The sequence below is a fragment of the Desulfosporosinus acididurans genome, from assembly GCF_001029285.1.
GTDB classification, from domain to species: domain Bacteria; phylum Bacillota; class Desulfitobacteriia; order Desulfitobacteriales; family Desulfitobacteriaceae; genus Desulfosporosinus; species Desulfosporosinus acididurans.
In genome coordinates this window covers 155,011-172,288 of the sequence record NZ_LDZY01000008.1, presented here as the reverse complement: position 1 = coordinate 172,288, position 17,278 = coordinate 155,011, and the positions used below count along the sequence as shown (strand labels likewise).

At 43.3% G+C, this 17,278-nt stretch carries 17 protein-coding genes and 1 riboswitch; of the genes, 2 read left to right on the top strand and 15 right to left on the bottom strand.

Features of this window, described 5'->3' with window-relative positions:
- Positions 1–12: 12 nt before the first annotated feature.
- The 12 genes from DEAC_RS12910 to DEAC_RS12855 form a co-directional block, all read right to left on the bottom strand.
- The gene (locus tag DEAC_RS12910) at positions 13–1,248 is read right to left on the bottom strand and encodes an ROK family transcriptional regulator (RefSeq protein ID WP_053006428.1); all 1,236 of its coding nucleotides are present in this window, start codon (positions 1,246–1,248) and stop codon (positions 13–15) included.
- Positions 1,249–1,280: 32 nt separating this feature from the next.
- Positions 1,281–2,384: a M24 family metallopeptidase gene (locus tag DEAC_RS12905; protein ID WP_047810468.1), complete on the bottom strand. Its 1,104-nt coding sequence runs from the start codon at positions 2,382–2,384 to the stop codon at positions 1,281–1,283.
- Positions 2,381–3,367, bottom strand: a complete 987-nt coding sequence (gene galE, locus DEAC_RS12900) for a UDP-glucose 4-epimerase GalE (RefSeq protein ID WP_047810467.1) — start codon at positions 3,365–3,367, stop codon at positions 2,381–2,383. The genes DEAC_RS12905 and galE overlap by 4 nt, the downstream gene beginning before the upstream one ends.
- Before the next feature lie 13 nt (positions 3,368–3,380).
- On the bottom strand, positions 3,381–4,541 hold the full coding sequence (locus DEAC_RS12895; RefSeq protein ID WP_047810466.1) for a galactokinase: 1,161 nt from the start codon (positions 4,539–4,541) through the stop codon (positions 3,381–3,383).
- Positions 4,532–5,524 (bottom strand): galactose-1-phosphate uridylyltransferase, encoded by a 993-nt coding sequence (gene galT / locus DEAC_RS12890; protein ID WP_047810465.1) that lies wholly within the window; start codon positions 5,522–5,524, stop codon positions 4,532–4,534. The genes DEAC_RS12895 and galT overlap by 10 nt, the downstream gene beginning before the upstream one ends.
- 239 nt (positions 5,525–5,763) lie before the next feature.
- Positions 5,764–6,099: a MazG-like family protein gene (locus DEAC_RS12885; protein WP_047810464.1), complete on the bottom strand. Its 336-nt coding sequence runs from the start codon at positions 6,097–6,099 to the stop codon at positions 5,764–5,766.
- 331 nt (positions 6,100–6,430) lie between these two features.
- Positions 6,431–8,713, bottom strand: coding sequence for a xanthine dehydrogenase family protein molybdopterin-binding subunit (locus DEAC_RS12880; RefSeq protein ID WP_047810539.1), 2,283 nt, complete (start codon positions 8,711–8,713; stop codon positions 6,431–6,433).
- 15 nt (positions 8,714–8,728) lie between these two features.
- Positions 8,729–9,178, bottom strand: a complete 450-nt coding sequence (locus DEAC_RS12875) for a (2Fe-2S)-binding protein (RefSeq protein WP_047810463.1) — start codon at positions 9,176–9,178, stop codon at positions 8,729–8,731.
- Positions 9,163–9,966 (bottom strand): FAD binding domain-containing protein, encoded by an 804-nt coding sequence (locus DEAC_RS12870; protein ID WP_047810462.1) that lies wholly within the window; start codon positions 9,964–9,966, stop codon positions 9,163–9,165. Before DEAC_RS12870 ends, DEAC_RS12875 begins: the two co-directional genes overlap by 16 nt.
- Positions 9,967–10,182: 216 nt before the next feature.
- Positions 10,183–10,284, bottom strand: a riboswitch (purine riboswitch).
- 250 nt (positions 10,285–10,534) lie between these two features.
- Positions 10,535–11,197 carry an SdpI family protein gene (locus DEAC_RS12865; protein WP_047810461.1) on the bottom strand — a complete coding sequence of 221 codons (663 nt, stop codon included), beginning with the start codon at positions 11,195–11,197 and terminating at the stop codon, positions 10,535–10,537.
- Positions 11,184–11,474: an autorepressor SdpR family transcription factor gene (locus DEAC_RS12860; RefSeq protein ID WP_047810460.1), complete on the bottom strand. Its 291-nt coding sequence runs from the start codon at positions 11,472–11,474 to the stop codon at positions 11,184–11,186. The genes DEAC_RS12865 and DEAC_RS12860 overlap by 14 nt, the downstream gene beginning before the upstream one ends.
- Before the next feature lie 340 nt (positions 11,475–11,814).
- On the bottom strand, positions 11,815–12,084 hold the full coding sequence (locus DEAC_RS12855; protein WP_047810459.1) for a hypothetical protein: 270 nt from the start codon (positions 12,082–12,084) through the stop codon (positions 11,815–11,817).
- 281 nt (positions 12,085–12,365) lie between these two features.
- Between DEAC_RS12855 and DEAC_RS12850 the strand changes: the two genes are divergently transcribed.
- Positions 12,366–12,773, top strand: coding sequence for a hypothetical protein (locus DEAC_RS12850; protein WP_047810458.1), 408 nt, complete (start codon positions 12,366–12,368; stop codon positions 12,771–12,773).
- Positions 12,774–12,812: 39 nt separating this feature from the next.
- On the opposite strand, the gene DEAC_RS12845 is transcribed toward DEAC_RS12850, so the two are convergent.
- Entirely contained in the window at positions 12,813–13,277 is a 465-nt protein-coding gene (locus DEAC_RS12845; protein WP_047810457.1) for a MarR family winged helix-turn-helix transcriptional regulator, read from the bottom strand.
- A 419-nt stretch (positions 13,278–13,696) separates the two neighbouring features.
- On the opposite strand from DEAC_RS12845, the gene DEAC_RS12840 reads away from it, so the two are divergent.
- Positions 13,697–14,698: a methyl-accepting chemotaxis protein gene (locus DEAC_RS12840; protein WP_047810456.1), complete on the top strand. Its 1,002-nt coding sequence runs from the start codon at positions 13,697–13,699 to the stop codon at positions 14,696–14,698.
- Here the strand turns inward: DEAC_RS12840 and DEAC_RS12835 are convergent.
- Together DEAC_RS12835 and DEAC_RS12830 are read right to left on the bottom strand one after the other, a co-directional pair.
- The gene (locus DEAC_RS12835) at positions 14,693–16,288 is read right to left on the bottom strand and encodes an ASKHA domain-containing protein (protein WP_047810455.1); all 1,596 of its coding nucleotides are present in this window, start codon (positions 16,286–16,288) and stop codon (positions 14,693–14,695) included. The genes DEAC_RS12840 and DEAC_RS12835 overlap by 6 nt on opposite strands.
- Positions 16,289–16,495: 207 nt before the next feature.
- Complete coding sequence (locus DEAC_RS12830; protein ID WP_047810454.1) at positions 16,496–17,272, bottom strand: NRDE family protein; 777 nt, start codon at positions 17,270–17,272, stop codon at positions 16,496–16,498.
- Positions 17,273–17,278 lie beyond the last annotated feature (6 nt).

Genomic DNA, 17,278 nt, shown 5'->3' with positions numbered 1-17,278 from the left:
TTCAGTTTCAGGTCAACTTGCAGCATCTCCAAGACCTGTAGGCGTAAACAGTTTATATAAAACCAGGGTGAAAGCCCCTATCGGAATCGAGTTTTTCCCTAACTCTGAGATGGCAATCTTCACGGTATTCGCTGGTTTGGTCAAAGCTCTTTTTTCAAGAGTATCCATCAAAGGATTAAGCAGATAATGTTCCGCTCTGGATACTCCTCCGCTCAGAATGATTAGCGCAGGATTCAATATATTAATAAGATTGGCAAGTCCAATACCCAAATAACGTCCAGTATCCCCCAGTACTTCCGCAGCTACAAAGTCCCCATTTTGAGCCGCCTTACAGAGCATTTCAGCACTTATTTCATCCAAATCCCCCTGAACCCACTCTTCCAGAATTGACTCTTTCCCTAAACGAATAGCTTGCTGAGCTCTACGGGCCAAAGCAGCACCCCCAACCAAAGTTTCTAAACAACCATAATTTCCGCAGCTGCATTTCGGGCCGTTGCTGTCAATAGTGGTATGTCCAATTTCTCCAGCTGTAAAGGAGGAGCCACGATAAAGTTTATTATCAATAATGATACCTGCTCCAACTCCGGTTCCAATATGCACACAAATAAAATTCTGAATACCTACGCCCTTGCCAAACCAGCTTTCTCCTAAAGCTTGAGCCCGCACATCGTTTTCCACTTCCACCGGCAGCTGAAATCGATTTTCTAAAAACGATTTAATCGGGAGATCGCGCAAATTCAAGTGTGGGGCAAACAAAGAAAGACCCTGCTCAGGATCAACCAATCCGTGCATGCCAACCCCGATGCCCAGGAATGATTCTTTCTGTTGATGAGTATTGTCCATAACATTCTGCACAGCTTTTTCCAGAGTCTGGAGAAACTGTTCTCGAGTTTGATTTGCCGCATACCTTGTTTCAAACTCTCCGATAATATTGCCATCAAGGTTTGCTGTCACAGCCTTTAACCGTTTTGCTCCAGCATAAACTCCTATAACATAAAAGGCAGAGGAGTTTATCCTGAGCAAAATAGGTTTCCGTCCTCCCGTAGATTCACCAAGAGTCCCTTCAATAACGAGCTTAGACTCAATTAACTCACTCACGAGATTGGTCACTGTCGGGGGGGTTAACTTTGTCAGCTTGGCAATTCTGGCGCGAGAGATGGGGCCATACTGCCTGACAACATTGAGAATCGTTGATTTATTTAAGGACTTCATTCCTTGAAAACTTCCCACAGGAATTGATTTACTCACTTTATCCTCCCCTCCTTTTCTCAATCTGTTTTCTAGCGAATGAGGATATCCGGCCGTTCATATAATTTTCCGTTTTTTTCAATCTGGAGATAATTCCATGTTCCTGTATGAGTTAAAAACTCGTTCCCATGGTCAGTAACCAGAAGAGTATCTTCGGACTTCAAACCCTTTAACGATGGATTCCAGGCAAATGCTTGATAACATTGTACGACCCCCGGAGACTCTAAGTTTGCTAAAAACTCCCGAGAAGCATATCCCGTTGGCCCGCCTTGATGAAGATAACGCCAATCGTCCGCATAACCCCATTGTCCATAGGCTTCAATACCCTGTCGGAATACTTCTCTGATCATCACTCCCGGCCGCGTTGCCAGATTAAAGGCCAGATCAATTTCAGCTAAGACTTTTCTTGTCTTCTGCAAGTCTTGCCCCAGAGCTCCAAAATGAACAAAGCGAGTTGCATTGGCAACTAAGCCCCATTTTTCTCCACAAAGGACGAGCATAGCATATCGTTCCAGCTTTTTCTCTGTTGGAATGGGATGACGATAGGAAAAAATACGCTGATCGGTTGCCACTAGTAAAACGGGAGTCTGGATACCAAAGCCGGCAACTTTGGCTATAAGCGCTGAATAAATTTCAAATTCGGTCATACCCGGCATAATCTCCCGACAGGTTTCTTCCAGCGCTTTAGCAACTCTCAAGGATAACCAACGGTAACGCTCGATCTCATCCGACTCTAAAACAAAGCTTAGTTCAGCTAGTTCCCTGGCGATATTCCGGCCCTGGATATTAGCCAAAGATTCAGCAGGAACATCCATACCTATTGCCTTTCCCTGGCACAATTTGCCGATCGTCTCTTCCGTTCCTTCATACCACTCCGAAGTGATCCACTCCCAAGGGAACTCGGCTAATTCTTCTTCCAGCAAACGAGCGTACTCCATCTTAGTAGTTAGACAATAAACCGTATCTTTAAATATCAGGACATCGGCTGCACCAAGTTCCGTAGAGGTAACAATGAAATTCCTTTTCCCATTTGTCAGCCAGGAAAAGCTTCGGCGCTGACGAAGAAGAACTCCCTCTAAGTTCATTGCCGACATAAGAGTGCGGATTTTTGCCAACTTCCGGGCAACCCTTTTCATTTTCCATACCCCTGCGGATGATTTTTATGCCAATTCCAAGCCGTTTGCAAAATCTGTTCCAGACTGTTAAATTGCGGTTTCCATTCCAGATCTTGTTGAGCCTTTTTTGAAGAGGCAATGAGTACGGCAGGATCTCCTGCCCGCCGCTGTGCAATTTTTAGGGGAATCGGATGTCCCGTTACTTCTCGGGCTTTTTCTACGACTTGCTTGACAGAAAAGCCCTCTCCATTGCCTAAATTATAAATAGCGCTCATGTCAGTTCGTCTGAGCTTTTGCAGCGCTAACCAGTGAGCATTGGCCAGATCCGAAACATGGATATAATCGCGGATACAGGTTCCATCGGCTGTAGGATAATCATCGCCAAAAACAGCCAGTTGTTCTCGCTGGCCTAGAGCCACTTGTAAAATGATCGGGATCAAATGGCTTTCCGGTTGATGATCTTCCCCGATATGCCCGTTGGGATGAGCGCCTGCCGCATTAAAATATCTCAAAGCGACAAACTTAACCCCATAGGCTTGGTCACACCATTTCAACATCTTTTCAATAGCTAGTTTGGTCTCACCGTAGGGATTAGTGGGTTCTTTGCGGTCTGTTTCGCAAATAGGGATCGATTCCGGTTCTCCATAGGCAGCCGCAGTAGAAGAAAAGACAATCCTTTTAACTCCATGTTTAACCATTCCTGCCAAAAGGTTTTGAGCTGTAATCACATTATTATCATAATATTTTAGGGGATCTTGAACACTTTCCCCAACTAAGGAATCAGCCGCAAAGTGAATGACAGCCTCAACCTTATTCTCAGAAAATACCCGATCAAGGAGTTGCTGATCGCGAATGTCCCCTTCATAAAACTTTCCGGTCATGACAGCCTCACGGTGTCCCTTCTGAAGATTATCGAGGACAATAACCTCTTCACCTTTTGCCAAAAATTCCACAACGGTATGGCTTCCAATATAGCCGGCCCCGCCGGTTACTAATATCGACATCTTTCAACCTCCTTTAAAGTTCCCGTGCGCCATCACCACAATCGCAGACATAAAACTCCGGTATCAAACCTGTTCTGGCGCTATAGTTCTTGGTAACCTGAACTTTGAAATCCTTAACAGCTCCCTGATGAACCAAGCTTACAGTACACCCGCCAAAGCCAGCCCCTGTCATTCTCGTCCCGATACACCCCGGAACTTTTCTTGCCTCTTCAAAGAGAGCGTCCAATTCCGCTCCCGTCACTTCAAAAAAATCCCGCAGCGATACATGAGATTGAATCATGAGCTTGCCGAATTCTGTGAGATCCCCCATTTGCAGAGCTTGGGCGGAAGCTATCGTTCTAGCATTTTCTCGGACAATATGTTCCAGACGTTTTCTAACTTTGAAAGATTCTATTTCTTCTCGAACAGCTTTCCATTGTTCCGGTGTCAGATTTCCTAAGGAACTAAATTCAGGAAGAAGCATTTGAAGTTTCTTAATTCCTTCCTCACATTCCAGCCTTCTTTGATTATAGTTCGATTCGGTCAGGCTGCGTTGTTTCTTGGAATTCGTAATCACCAACTGATAATCTCCTAAGGACAAGGGAACATATCGATAATCCAGGGTATCGCAATTTAAGAGAATAGCCTGTCCGGCTTTCCCCATGCCCGAAGCAAACTGATCCATAATGCCGCAATTTACGCCCACGAATTGATTTTCGGCACGTTGTGCCAGTTGAGTTAATCCAATTAAAGCACATTCCAAGCCTTCAACAGCTTTTACCGCTATGGCCGTCGCCATTTCAAGGGATGCCGAGGAGGATAATCCTGCTCCTTTAGGAATATTTCCTGCAAATAAAATATCGCAGCCAGACAATTTGATCCCTAATTTCTTGAATTCTGCCAAAACACCTTTGGGATAGTTTGCCCAGCTATCTTGCCGTTTAATAATCTCGCCGACATTGAATTCAACCTTTTCCGGAAAGCTCGTCGAGGCCAGACGAAACATCCCATCTTGTCTGTGCCGTACTACCGCCCAAGTACCATAGGTCAAAGCAGCAGGCAAGACATAACCGCCCGTAAAATCCGTGTGTTCTCCGATCAGGTTCACTCGGCCCGGTGCAAAGAAAACCCGGCAATCATGACTATCAATGCCAAACTGGTGACTAAAGTTCTTGCGTAAGGTATTTAAGTGCATTTGCCGGCACATCCTTCTTTTTGCAGATACTTTTGAAAGGCCTGCCGCAAATGTTCTGACGTTTCCTCAACAGCTTGAGGATTCGCCGGAGCCCAAGCCCCCATTTCCGAGGAGGCATAATATTTTAGTTTTCCCGCATCTCTCAAGGGTGTATAAAACTCAATATGAAAGTGATAAAATTCCCGAGCAGCGGAATCATGTACAGGGCGCTGATGAATAACCATCATATATGGGAATAGGCGATTGAACAATGTATCCATAGCCCCGGTCATATATTTTAAGATCTCGGCCAGACTTCGCTTTTCCCCTCGGGAAAAATCGCTCAAAGCAGTTTTATGGTTTTTGCTGACAATAAATAAACCGTAGGGATAGTCGGTAAAGAAGGGAATATAGGCGAGGAAATGCTCATTTTCATAGATAACACGCTTTTTAAAATCTAATTCAGCGTTATTCAGATCGCAAATCAAACATGATCCCTTCGCAGTATGATAGCTGCGGCAGTTTTCCAATTCCGTTCGAATCTTAAGTGGAATCCATGAATAAGCATAGATCTGTCCATGCGGGTGAGGCATCGTCACACCACATTCTTCACCCCGGTTTTCAAAGATCATAATATATTGATGGTTTGCTTCTTGGCTTAAGGCTATAAATCGCTCTGTCCATAAATCAATCAACTTTTCGATATGTTCCAATGAAAGCTCAGGCAATGTCGTTGTATGATTAGGCGAATAGAGAATTACCTCACATTTTCCCAAGGCTTTTTCGGTCCGAAAGAGGGAAGCTGCTACCGGATCCGGCTCCGGAGGGTTTGCCATTAAAGCCGGAAAATCATTATCATATTTCAAAACATCATAGTGTTCCGGAACTTTACCTGACCCCGGACAAAAGGGACATTCCCCTTTCGGCATATTCGGCCTGTTTTGTCTGTTTGACGCTACCATTGTCCAATCCCCTAACAATGGATTATAACGCAATTCAGTCATTACCCTACTCCCTTTTTACAAAAAGTAAAACTATTTTCTGTCGCCTGCTCTTTTATTATAATATATTAAATTAAATTAATTAAGTAATTTGTCCAAAATATAACGCCAAAAATATATAAATTAGGAGGATCTCAGACCAATCCCGTTAATCGTCAGAAACTTTCTTTTATCTCCAATAATCGCTATACGTCGAAAAATAAGCGAGAGAGCCTGAGGAATATACTCCCCAAAACTTCTCGCTAATCACAATAACCCTTATGCCGCAGCTTCATAATATGCTCTTGCAAAATAGTCTCCAAATCTATTCCATATTGTTCCTCAAGAACAAACATCATGGTAACAGCAGTCTGTGCCACATCGACCAACTCGCTAGCTACTCTTTGCATGGCTTCCTCTTCTTCGAGACGTTGTCGTTCGCCGCTTAGTCCTCTGAATTTACCAATTGCTTGGGCAAGTTCCCCAGATTCCTCCATAATCTTTAACGCCGTACTCTCCAAGGAGGGGCTCAAGCGATTTAAGCGCGGCAGGGTCACAGTTTTGGTGGCACATTGTTCTTTCCCCGATTTATGATCCATTTCACTCTCGCACCTCCCCTGCCATCAATCCCTTTATCCGGTTTTTAAGGCCCCCACTTCTATAAGTGGGGGTGGGTCCTTCGTTAACTTCAGGTGGGGTAGAGTCCTCCTTCGCCGCTAAGTATACCTATTGGGAAAGGCGGCTCGGCAATAATGTCCACTGGACATTATTTTATCTGAAGCCCCGATGTTCAGCTTTAGCTGAACGAGTTCACTAATTATTATACCATTCTTCTGGAATGAACGCATTAGCTCTACCCGAGTGCCTTTGCCGACAGCAAATTATAGTGTCATTTGCTGTCGAAGCAAAGTGTTTCAGACCTAATTCCCCTTACTGCTGTTTCAACATTTCTAAAAAAACCTTCTCTGCAGTAACAGGTAAATGATGAACTTGAACTCCAACTGCATTATATACTGCATTGACAATCGCCGGAGGCGGAGTATTGGCTACAACCTCGCCAATAGACTTTGCTCCGAAGGGACCTGACGGTTCATAACTTTCTTCAAAGGCAATGCGAACATTTCCAACGTCTTGGCGGCAGGGAATCTTGTATTGCATAAAGGTATTCGTCTCCATTTTGCCCAAGTTACTATATCGAACTTCTTCGAAAAGAGCCATACCTATTCCTTGGACAATTCCTCCCTCAGCTTGAATTCGAGCCAAGTTAGGATTAATCATCGTCCCGCAATCCACAACGGCAACATAGTCGATTAAATCAACTTTGCCTGTCTCCACATCTACTTCCACTTCTGCAAATCCTGCCACATAAGGAGGCGGAGAAATTTGACTGCCATGGGTTGCCATTGCCGCCAACTGAAGATTTCCCATCCCTAAAATCGTTTGTTCGGCAATTTTAGCAAGACTGATCTCTCCTTCTCCGTCAATCCTGCGCACGGAAAGTTCTTCAAATATAACATTCTCTTTAGAAGCTCCCAAGAACTTAGCGCCTTGGTCTAAGATTTTACCTTTTAACTCTTCAGCAGCTTTAAGGACCGCAGTGCCGGCTAAATAGGTTGTGCTTGAGGCATAGGAACCGGGATCAAAAGGAGAAGTGTCCGTATCCCCTGCACTGACGTAAATCTTGTCCAGTGGGACTTCTAAAACTTCAGCTGCTATTTGACTCAGGATCGTATCGCAGCCGGTTCCCATATCCGTTGCCCCAATAAGCAGGGCGAAGTTTCCATCATCAGTTAAGCGTATCTCAGCAGAAGCCGTGCCGATATTGGCTATTCCTGAACCCTGCATTGTAATAGCCATGCCTACTCCCCTGACCTTTGTTCCGCTCAACGTCTGACGCGGAAATTTTTCCTTCCAGCCGATCATCTCCCGCCCCTTTTTAATGCAGCGATCTAAGGCTGTGCTGCCAAGCTGAACCCCATGACCAGTCAGAAAGGTCTCGCCCTTTTGGCTGATATTCTTCAGGCGAACCTCTGTCGGGTCAATGGCTAAACGTTCCGCAAGCTTATTAACCGCTGATTCTAAAGCGAAGGTTCCCTGAGTAGCACCATATCCCCGGAAAGCTCCGGCGGGCATTTTATTGGTATAGACCGCGTTTCCCCGAATCCGAACAGCTTTCGTTTTATTGTACAGCGGCAGCGTATATTCCCCCACACAGCTTAAGACGGTAGACGCATGTTCTCCATAAGCTCCTGTATCCGATAGAACTTCAAGATCAATTGCTCGAATAAACCCATCAGCATCTGCTCCCAGTCTTACTTTAATTCTCATGGCATGACGGCTGGTGGTACAACTAAAGGTTTCCTGGCGATCATAGATAATCATGGCCGGTTTGCCCGTTCTTAAAGTAACCAAAGCGGCAAAGACATCTCCGGCTCCTGTCTGCTTGCCCCCGAACCCGCCTCCGATTCTCGGCTTAATAACCCGAATCTTAGTTGCCGGGATCTGCAAGGCTCGGGCCAATTGTCTCTTTATATGAAAGGGAACCTGGGTGGAGCTGACCACCACTAACCTCCCCATATAATCCTGATAGGTAAAGGAACGATAGGTTTCCATCATGGCATGGGCCTGGGCTTGAGGATAATAAACATCTTCTACAACGAACTCACAGTCTTTGAGGACTTTTTCGACATCTCCCACGGCTTGTTCATGGGAAGAAACAATATTCTGTTCTTTATGCAAACCAATATCAAAATTACAGGTTAAATCCTCTTCGAAGTGAACCACTGAAGGATGACCTATGGCCTTCTCAAAATCCAAAACTGGCTCCAGTACCTCATACTCAACGTTGATCAGCTTCATTGCTTTCAGAGCCGTTTTTTCATCCACTGCAGCAATGATGGCAACTTCATCGCCGACATAACGAACAACACCCTCCAGAATCATGCGGTCATAGGGTGACGGTTCAGGGTAGGATTGTCCGGCTAAAGTGAAGCGCACCTTAGGTACATCTTTATAGGTAAGAATACACTCTACGCCCTCAACCCTTTCTGCTTTCGACGTATCAATACTTATAATTTTAGCAAAAGCATGAGGACTCCTAAGAATTTTCAGGACCAGGGCATGGGGCATAGCTAGATCCTCTGTATAAGCAGGTTTACCCGTAGCTATTGACAAGCCGTCAATTTTCGGAATACTGTGGCCAACGTTCCTCAAATTTACTGCTTCCACTTAAGCCACCCCCAAATAGGTTTTGACTGCTCGAAGCTGCCCCATATAGCCGGTACAGCGGCATAAGTTTCCGGTCAAATAGTGAATAATTTCATCTTCCGTAGGGTTGTCCAACTCATTTTTCATGGCCAGAACATTCATAATAAACCCGGGACTGCAAAATCCGCATTGTTCTGCTCCCTCAGCGGTGAGTATGCGGGCAAACTCCTCTGCAGCCTGAGAAACTCCCTCAATAGTTGTGATCTTTTTACCATGCGCCCGCATTGCTAAAATGGAACAAGATAAAATCGGTTTACCGTCCATCCAGACCGTACATAAGCCGCAGCAGCTCGTATCACAAGCTTTCTTGACACTAAGAAACCCGTGAGCGCGAAGAGTGTCCGCTAAAAACTCGTCATTTTCAACATCCCAAGTTACCAATTTATCATTAACGGTTAATTCGATTTGCATTGTAAAACCTCCATAATCTCTCGTTTAACCAACACTTGACAAAGAGCTTTACGATAACCGGCTGTTCCTCGGGTATTGGTTCCAAAGGATAACTCATCTGCAGCGATTTTGGCGGCCGCTTCGATTTCCTCAGCGCTTAAATGTCCTTGGCTTAAAGCTCTCGAAGCTGTTTCTGCGATCACTGCTCTTCCCGGTCTTGCCCCAACTGCAATGGTCCATTGCTTATCAAGATTTGAAACGGCTATATTCAAAACTGCAAAATCACTGGCTGATTTTCTGAAACTGGAAAAAGCAGCTAATCTTTGGTTTTTCTCGATTCTGAGTTGAACTAAAATATCTTTTTCATAAGGCTTTTGTAAAAAGTCTCGTAGGGGCATTTTGCCGCCATTATATAATTCGACCTCGGTGTCCAAGACTAACAAGGCTGTAAGGAGGTCGGAGAAACCATATCTTGAATAGACCGAAGCCCCCACCGTAACACCATTTCTGAACTGTACGCCGATTATATTCCTTACCGATTGAGAAAGAATGCCGCCAAAGGCGTCTCTTAAAAGGGCATTTGTTTCCAGATCTCTGAGAGCCGCCATAGCTCCGATTACAATAAACCCATTGTCTTCCCTTATATAATCAAGGTTCAGTCTTGAAAGATCGATACCGGTTCCAATCCGCTTTTTACTCATCTTTAAAAAAGCACAACCGCCAAGAATCGTATTATTTTTTCTCTTCGTAAGAATCTCAAAGGCTTCCTCTAATTTATCTGGCTGTGCCATATCAAGTACTGTAAACACCTTGTCAGTCCCCTCTCGATCATTTACCAGCTAACAATTTGCAAAACAAAACTCAGGTGAGCGATTTCAACTCAAATTCACTGAGAGAAACCTCGCCCGCCTGAGCTTAAAGCCAACAACTAATACCACTTGCCCTTCATCCAATACGATATTAACAATGAAGGCACGTGTTTAATCCCGCCATAGATAAACAGCTAACTTTCATGTTAGCATCCGTTTACTAGGTGCTTCGCTCATAGTCGGACCATTTACGGCAGTCCGGTAGAAACTTGCAGACCTTATCTCTGCGACTATATGAACATATTTAGTTATTTACAAAGGTTATTCTACTAAAATTATTGCAGCAGGTCAATATGTATTTCGAACAATCCCATAAGAGTCATAGGAATCGTTCGATTTTTTTCAGTACTCATTGTATCTAAGCTGCCCAAAGTTCAATGTCTCAGTGAACCCATTCAGCTAAAGCCGAACATCGGGGCTTCGGTGGGGGACTCTCCCCCTACCGAAGCAAAGTGTGGAAATAATCCCCATTTATAGGAGTGAGAGCCTTACGATTGGATCAACTATTTTAGCTATGAATACCTAACCTATGAAAGACTAAATAAGAGTATCCAATGGGTACTAATGCAATAATAGCCATAACAAGAATAAAACTAAGCCCATTGAAAGTTATCCCGCCGAGAGCCAAAAGAATGTTCAGAATTCCGCCCAAAACCCATAACGGAGCTGCTAACCTGTGTGTTTTTCGCCATACTTCTTCGCTGGCGAGAGTCCAAGGAGTTCTAATACCTACAAAATAATTATGCTTGAATCTGCCCATAACATTCCCTATTAAGATAAAGAGCAGGGAAACCATAATCTCGATTAAAGCCGGTTGATTCACAACCCTGCCTGAGGCAATTAATAAGGTTATTAAATGCATCCCCAGGGAAAAAATAACAACCAAATATTTGAGAAACTGATAGGTCGATTCAAAGGCACGATAGTTTTTCCGTTTAGGGTCGATAAAAGGCAAAGCCACAAACATAATATACAACGCTAAACTAATTACAGGCATTCCAAAAGCCCCAAACAACTTGCTGCCATAACCATTAACCTGGCCTTGCGCATTCCAGTGAATTGGAACTCTGTTCGGAAGGGATGGATAGAAATAAATACCGATAGCAAAGCCCAAAACAATCAGGATCAGGATCGGCCAATCTTTCTTTAACAAACTGCTAACATTCTTCATCGCTGTTTCCTCCTTCATTGACATGACCGGCATTAAAAAACCAATTAACAACTTCTTGAAAGACTGTCGTATTTAACGAATAGTAAATGTTTTGCCCCTTTCGTTCATCCGTTACCAACTGGGCCTGTTTTAACGTACTAAGATGATGTGAAATGCTAGGTTTCGTCATCTTAAATTGGTCCGCGATTTCACCGGCAGTCATATCATGTTCTTTGAGCAGCAAAATTATCTTCCGCCTTGTGGGATCTGCCAGTGCTTTAAAGGGTAGGTTAAGCATTCCATCACGCTCCTTCAGTGAACTCGTTCTGCTAAAGCTTTGAAACCGCTCCCACTTGCAAAAGTAGAAGTCTTAAATCAGATAAACCTTTAGATATTTAGATAATTATCTAACTGTTGAAATGTATTATACTCCTTTTTAAAAAAATGAAAAGGCTTTTTTGCCAGGTACAAAAAAATAACGATAACACCTTGCATCACCCCGGTACAAGCTATTATCGTTAGTCACGTCCCTGCTAATTTTATCAGCTCAACCACATTTTCAAGGGCTAAATGAGTCTCTCGTTAACTTCAACTAGGGTAGAGTGCGCCTTTAGCTGGACGAGTTCACTCACTCAGAGTTAAAGCAAACATCCCAGTAAAAGACGCCGAATCTTTAAATATTTGGCCTCAGCCTCATCCTCATCGCTAAACCATTCGATTCCCTTTTCGGCCGACTTAACGTTGTATGTATGTATTAAGCCATCTGCAAGTACATCTTTGCCCCAGGCCACGAAAAACTGAGCCGGTGAATTGACCGGATTTACACCTGTGCCAAAATATACGGGCATCCCGTCTATTTCTGTGCTTTCCAAAATATTTGCTTTTGTCAGGCCACAAGGATTTCCCATAAATCTCCCTCCCCATATTAGAATTGGAACAAACGAATTAAATCCAGATACCCTTAAATACCGTTTAAAGAATACTAAACTAACCATTGAGGGCACTGTCTACTTGCTTTTCTGCATCTGGCGAAAAACAGCAGATTAGTTGCACATAGGCATCTTTTTTATGATAGAATTTAGAGAAAACTAAGCCTGTACTGATTCTAAATGAAGTTTATTCTCTTGCCTTAACCGCTTAATTAGTAAGTAAGTAAAAATATGCTCTCGCATTTTTAAGGGGGATTTAAATGTTTACTCAGGCTTACACACCTGAACAATCTGCCTTTGGCAAACTTGAAAACGGACGCGATGTCTTAATTCTCTACGTTAAAGAATTCAAAGAAACGATTAGAGCCATAAATCAGGCCGGCTTATCAAATTATACCTATCATTGGTTTGCGACGGAACATCAAGACTCTTACGTTCTTCAAATGGTATATACTGATGACTTACACATTGCCATACGTTTTAATACCCAACACTTTAAATTAATTGCCCAGCTGATGGAGCCTAAGGATGTAATTCTGACCGCCGCCCCCCTATCCGAACTCATGGAAAATGCCCAAAAAAATTCCTATAACTTTCTGGAGTTCAAGGATGTTCTGACATTCAGCCAGTTATCCTTTACAGTCCCCACTCCCGAGTATCCCAATTAACCTTTGAAACTAATATTTAAGCAGAAACCAATTTCCTTTTTAAATTGAGATATCATACTCTTGTAACTTCGCCACTAACTCCTGATGTGTTTCCAGCAGATCTTGGATTTTTTCTGCAGATATATTTTCTAAAGCCGACACCATTGCTTTATAAGATGAAGCATTCTGACAAGATTTCTGCGCTAACTTTAACCCTTCCGGCGTAAGAGTTAAATTAATCTCCCGACGATCATTTTCACTTGTTTTTCTCGTAATAAGTTCAGCCTTAACAAGTTCTTCGACATTAACACTGACTGTGCTTTTAGACATTTGCAGTTTTTCAGTGACCGCTTTAAGAGTGGCACTAGGCGTGGAATAAATCGTATTGATAATTCCCATCTGTTGGATCGTTAAACCCAAGCTCGAAGCATTTTGTTGAGTGAAGCTGACGAGTTTTTTACTGATTACCATAAACGATTGAACAACCTCGGCAGCGAGTTTAACCTTGTCGCTAAAATTTTTCATAGGGCACCTCCGTGTAAAATAGTCCATAAACAAACAGTTCTATTATGAACTATTTTACACAGAGGCCTTTTATTTGTCAATGATTCTTCCTCACTCAATTAACATTAACAAGTTTCTTATGACGTCCTGCTTTTGATGATTATTTCAAAATGGCACCTTCGTAAATTTTCCGAAGGTGCCATTTTGTCGTCTTCGAGGACGCTGACTAATATATCAAATGCCTTGTTCAGAGTTTTGTTCATCAGATAGGGTTGAATTTGATACAAAAAGCATATGTCTCGTAGGGTCATATCTTCATCTCAATAGATAAAAGAAATACTTTGCAAAACCTCTCATCTGTCATATAATAAGTTCTAACGTGGCAACGAAGCCTACCTGATTTTTTCAGGTAGGCTATTTTTTTTGTGAGGTGTTTCAGCATGTCCAGCAATAATTTAAGTCTCGATACTTCCGTTTTACTTAACGAACTGAAAGAAGCCAACCTGGAAATGAGCCAAGTGATTGATTCCATACACCAAATTGCCCAACATACGAATCTTCTGTCTCTTAACTCAGCGATTGAAGCGGCACGGGCAGGCGAAGCCGGACGAGGATTTAGCGTCGTTGCCGATGAAATTAAAAAGCTTGCCACCCGAAGCCTAACATCTACGAAAGAAAGTACAACGATTATCCAAAACATTCAATCCAAAGCCAATGAAGTCATGGCTGTCCGAACAGCAGATGTAGCTTATGATACAATCGATAAGATCGACCGCAACCTTTTCGAACGCAATTGTGATGCTCAGGCTTGGGCCACATTTGACAAAGTAAAAAACTGCTTGAGTTCTGCCGGGACCGACAAGATATCCCTAACTAATGATCTCTTGAAAAAACTTGTTGATATCTATGAAGTCTATCTCGATTTATATGTGCTTAATACAGAAGGTAAAATCGTTGCAGCCGGTGTTCATCATGAACTGATCGGAGAAGATATGTCCGACAAAGACTGGTTTAAAGACGCTAAATCCGCGGATGCCATCTCAGTCAGTGATCTTTATTTTTCTCAAGTCAGCAAGCTGCACACTGTCGCTTATACCTGTCCTATTCGCAGTGAGGAAAATCAATTGTTGGGCTATTTTTCCACAAGATTTAATTGGAATTTTATCTACGATATTATCGATTCTGCCCGTATCGGTAAGAATGGGGATATTTTCATTATCAACAAAGATGGGTATGTCATCGCCTGCCGGAACCGCAAAGGAATCCTTACCGATAATTTAAGCCAACTTAAGGCTGCCCAGTTTGCCATAAAAGGAGAAACCTACGGCTACATTTTTGATCAAAATACAAAAGGTACAAAAATTTATGGTTACGCTCATACTCGCGGTTATAACGCCTATAAAGGCAAAAAGTGGTCAGCCATCGTTAGCGAAACCTTATAGTGCATCCATAGAGAAGTTAAGTCGGCTTTCTAATTTCTTTTTAACACTTGGATAGCGATCAAGCTCCGTGTGGGGGAGGAATTTGCTGCTTACGAATTTTTCCATAAAGGAAGAATTGGCATTTAATTCAAAATAGGTCACCTTAGAGGCAATAGCCTCAGCCTCCTTACGCTTCGTGCGCGAGATCAGAACCTGCCTGGCAGCCTCACCTGAACTGTTGCCTAAACGGATGATGGAAGTTCGGGGGAGATCCGGATAAAGACCAATCGTAACAGCGGATTCTACCGGCAAGTATTGACCGAAGGCTCCCGCGGCATAAAAATTGCCAATATCCTGCCAAGGACAGCCTACATTTTCCAGCAGAAGATCCGTCGCTGAGTTGACTGCTCCTTTGGTTGCCATAAAGTTATTAATATCAATCTGATTAACAACAATATCCTTTCCCATAGCTGTCTCTCCTGCCGGAACAATGACAAACTCCTCTCTGCCCTCTGTAAAGTGAGCTGTCCGGTCAATTATCCCCTTTAAAAAAAGCTCTGCTAAAATATCCACTAAACCTGAACCGCAAATTCCCCGTGCCGGTTTATCGCCAATGGTTGTATAGCGAACTCCTCCGCTCTCTCCATCAATGACCACATGATCGACTGCTCCAGGCTCGGCCCGCATGCCAAACGTCGTCACCCCGCCCTCTAAGGCCGGTCCGGCTGCTCCTGCACAGGCTACAAGCCATTCCTCATTGCCCATAACTATTTCTCCATTAGTGCCAATATCCACAAACAAGGAAACATCAGATTTCTTGTGCATGCCGCTGACTAAAACCCCGCCAATTACATCTCCGCCTAAGTAACTGCCAATACTGGGCAGACAATAAATCGGCGCTAAGGGATGAATCTCCAGGCCTAGCTCACCTGCAGGGATTAAGCCTGGATTATTAACAATCGGCGTATAGGGAGCACGGCAAATCGAAGCAGGGTCGAGACCAAGCAAAAGATGAATCATTGTTGTATTAGCTCCGATAGCTGCTGCAGTTATCTGAGAGGGCTTTATCAAGGAAGAGCAGACAGACCGAATTAAGCGATTAAGAGTATCTAATATTAAGGTTTGCAGACGTTTTATACCACCAGGTTCAGCCGCCTGACGAATGCGGCTTAATATATCTTCACCCAAACTTATCTGACCATTGTAATCTGCAGCATGCCCTAAAATGTCTCCGTTACATAAGTTGATTAAATAAACAACCACTGTCGTTGTTCCAATGTCTACGGCCAAACCAAATTGCTCCTGAGTCCTATTCCCTGGTTCGATCTCGATAAGCTCCCAGCCTAAACCTGTTTCGGCCAAAGTAGCCGTTATTTGCCATTCCGAACTGCGGCAGAGATCGGGAATTTTACTCATTAAAGCCAAAGGGATACGCACTGGGTTAAACATGTTTTCTAATTGCTGACGTACTTGATCCACATCAGCACGGTTATTCAAAGAACTTGGAGGAACAAGCGCTAAAAAAGCCTTCCGGGAAAGTGGTTCAAGGTAAGTAAGAGTTGTCTGAACTTGATCAGCCAGAATGACTGGGGTATCTTGTTGGTTTGACATAAGATCAAAACCTTTCTTACTAACAATTTCGAAAATTCTTCAAAATACTCTTGTCTCTCTCCTGCTAGTATACCATCTTTTAATAAAGATATGGAAAATATTCCTATTCTTTAGCGATCTGAAGCCTGAATTTGTGGACTTGATGACAATTATTCAAGCTACAGTGAACTCGTTCAGCTAAAGCTGAACATCAATAATTCATAGTTGTCATGTGTCTAATTTGAACTGATAAATGACTTCACGCCAAGACTTACTATTGCCGTAGAAGCTTCTTTCCTGAAAAAACACGTTTTGTTTTCGGTCAAGAAGGAGCACAGTCGATGATCTGGTTCCATAATCCTTTCCTGCAATAAAAATTGGCGAAAGTATCTTTTCACGATCACGGCTTATCCCTGTATCAGGCAACTCTTCATCTTGAGCCGGGTTAGTGTCGGCAAGGATTTCAAAAAGGCTCTCCGGAGCAATCAATCCTTCAGGGTTTAATTCCAAATAATTAATCAAGGCATCTTTGCTTTTTTGAACTTTCGGCCAGGGTGTATCCAAAAAATGATTGCTGAGACCATAATATCCGGGTTTTAGGTCTCGCACTACAGGCCCTTGGTTACTGAAATACATTAAGCATGAAAGATCTCCTGCAAGAAGATTAAAGGGATTATATAAAGACTGGGTATGGTTAACGTTTTCCAGATATCGCTGAGGCGGCTCCTCAGACCTGAGAAAATCCCTGACAAGAAATCCCCTGGATCTTGGATTCTTGATTTGTGAGGCAGGATCGCGAAAATTTGTCAAAGCGGCAAAACGGCCTGCTCTGGTAATCCCCATCCAAGTCCCCAGCATTTCCAGATCCTGCCCAGCCAAAATCTTGGATTCGGGCTCCCAAAAATTCGCAGCCGCTGTCGGGCGATTATAGAATTCATCCCTATTAGCTGCAAGAACAAGGTGATAGTCGGGAAGAATGTCATAGGCAAAAATTATAAGACACAATGTTGG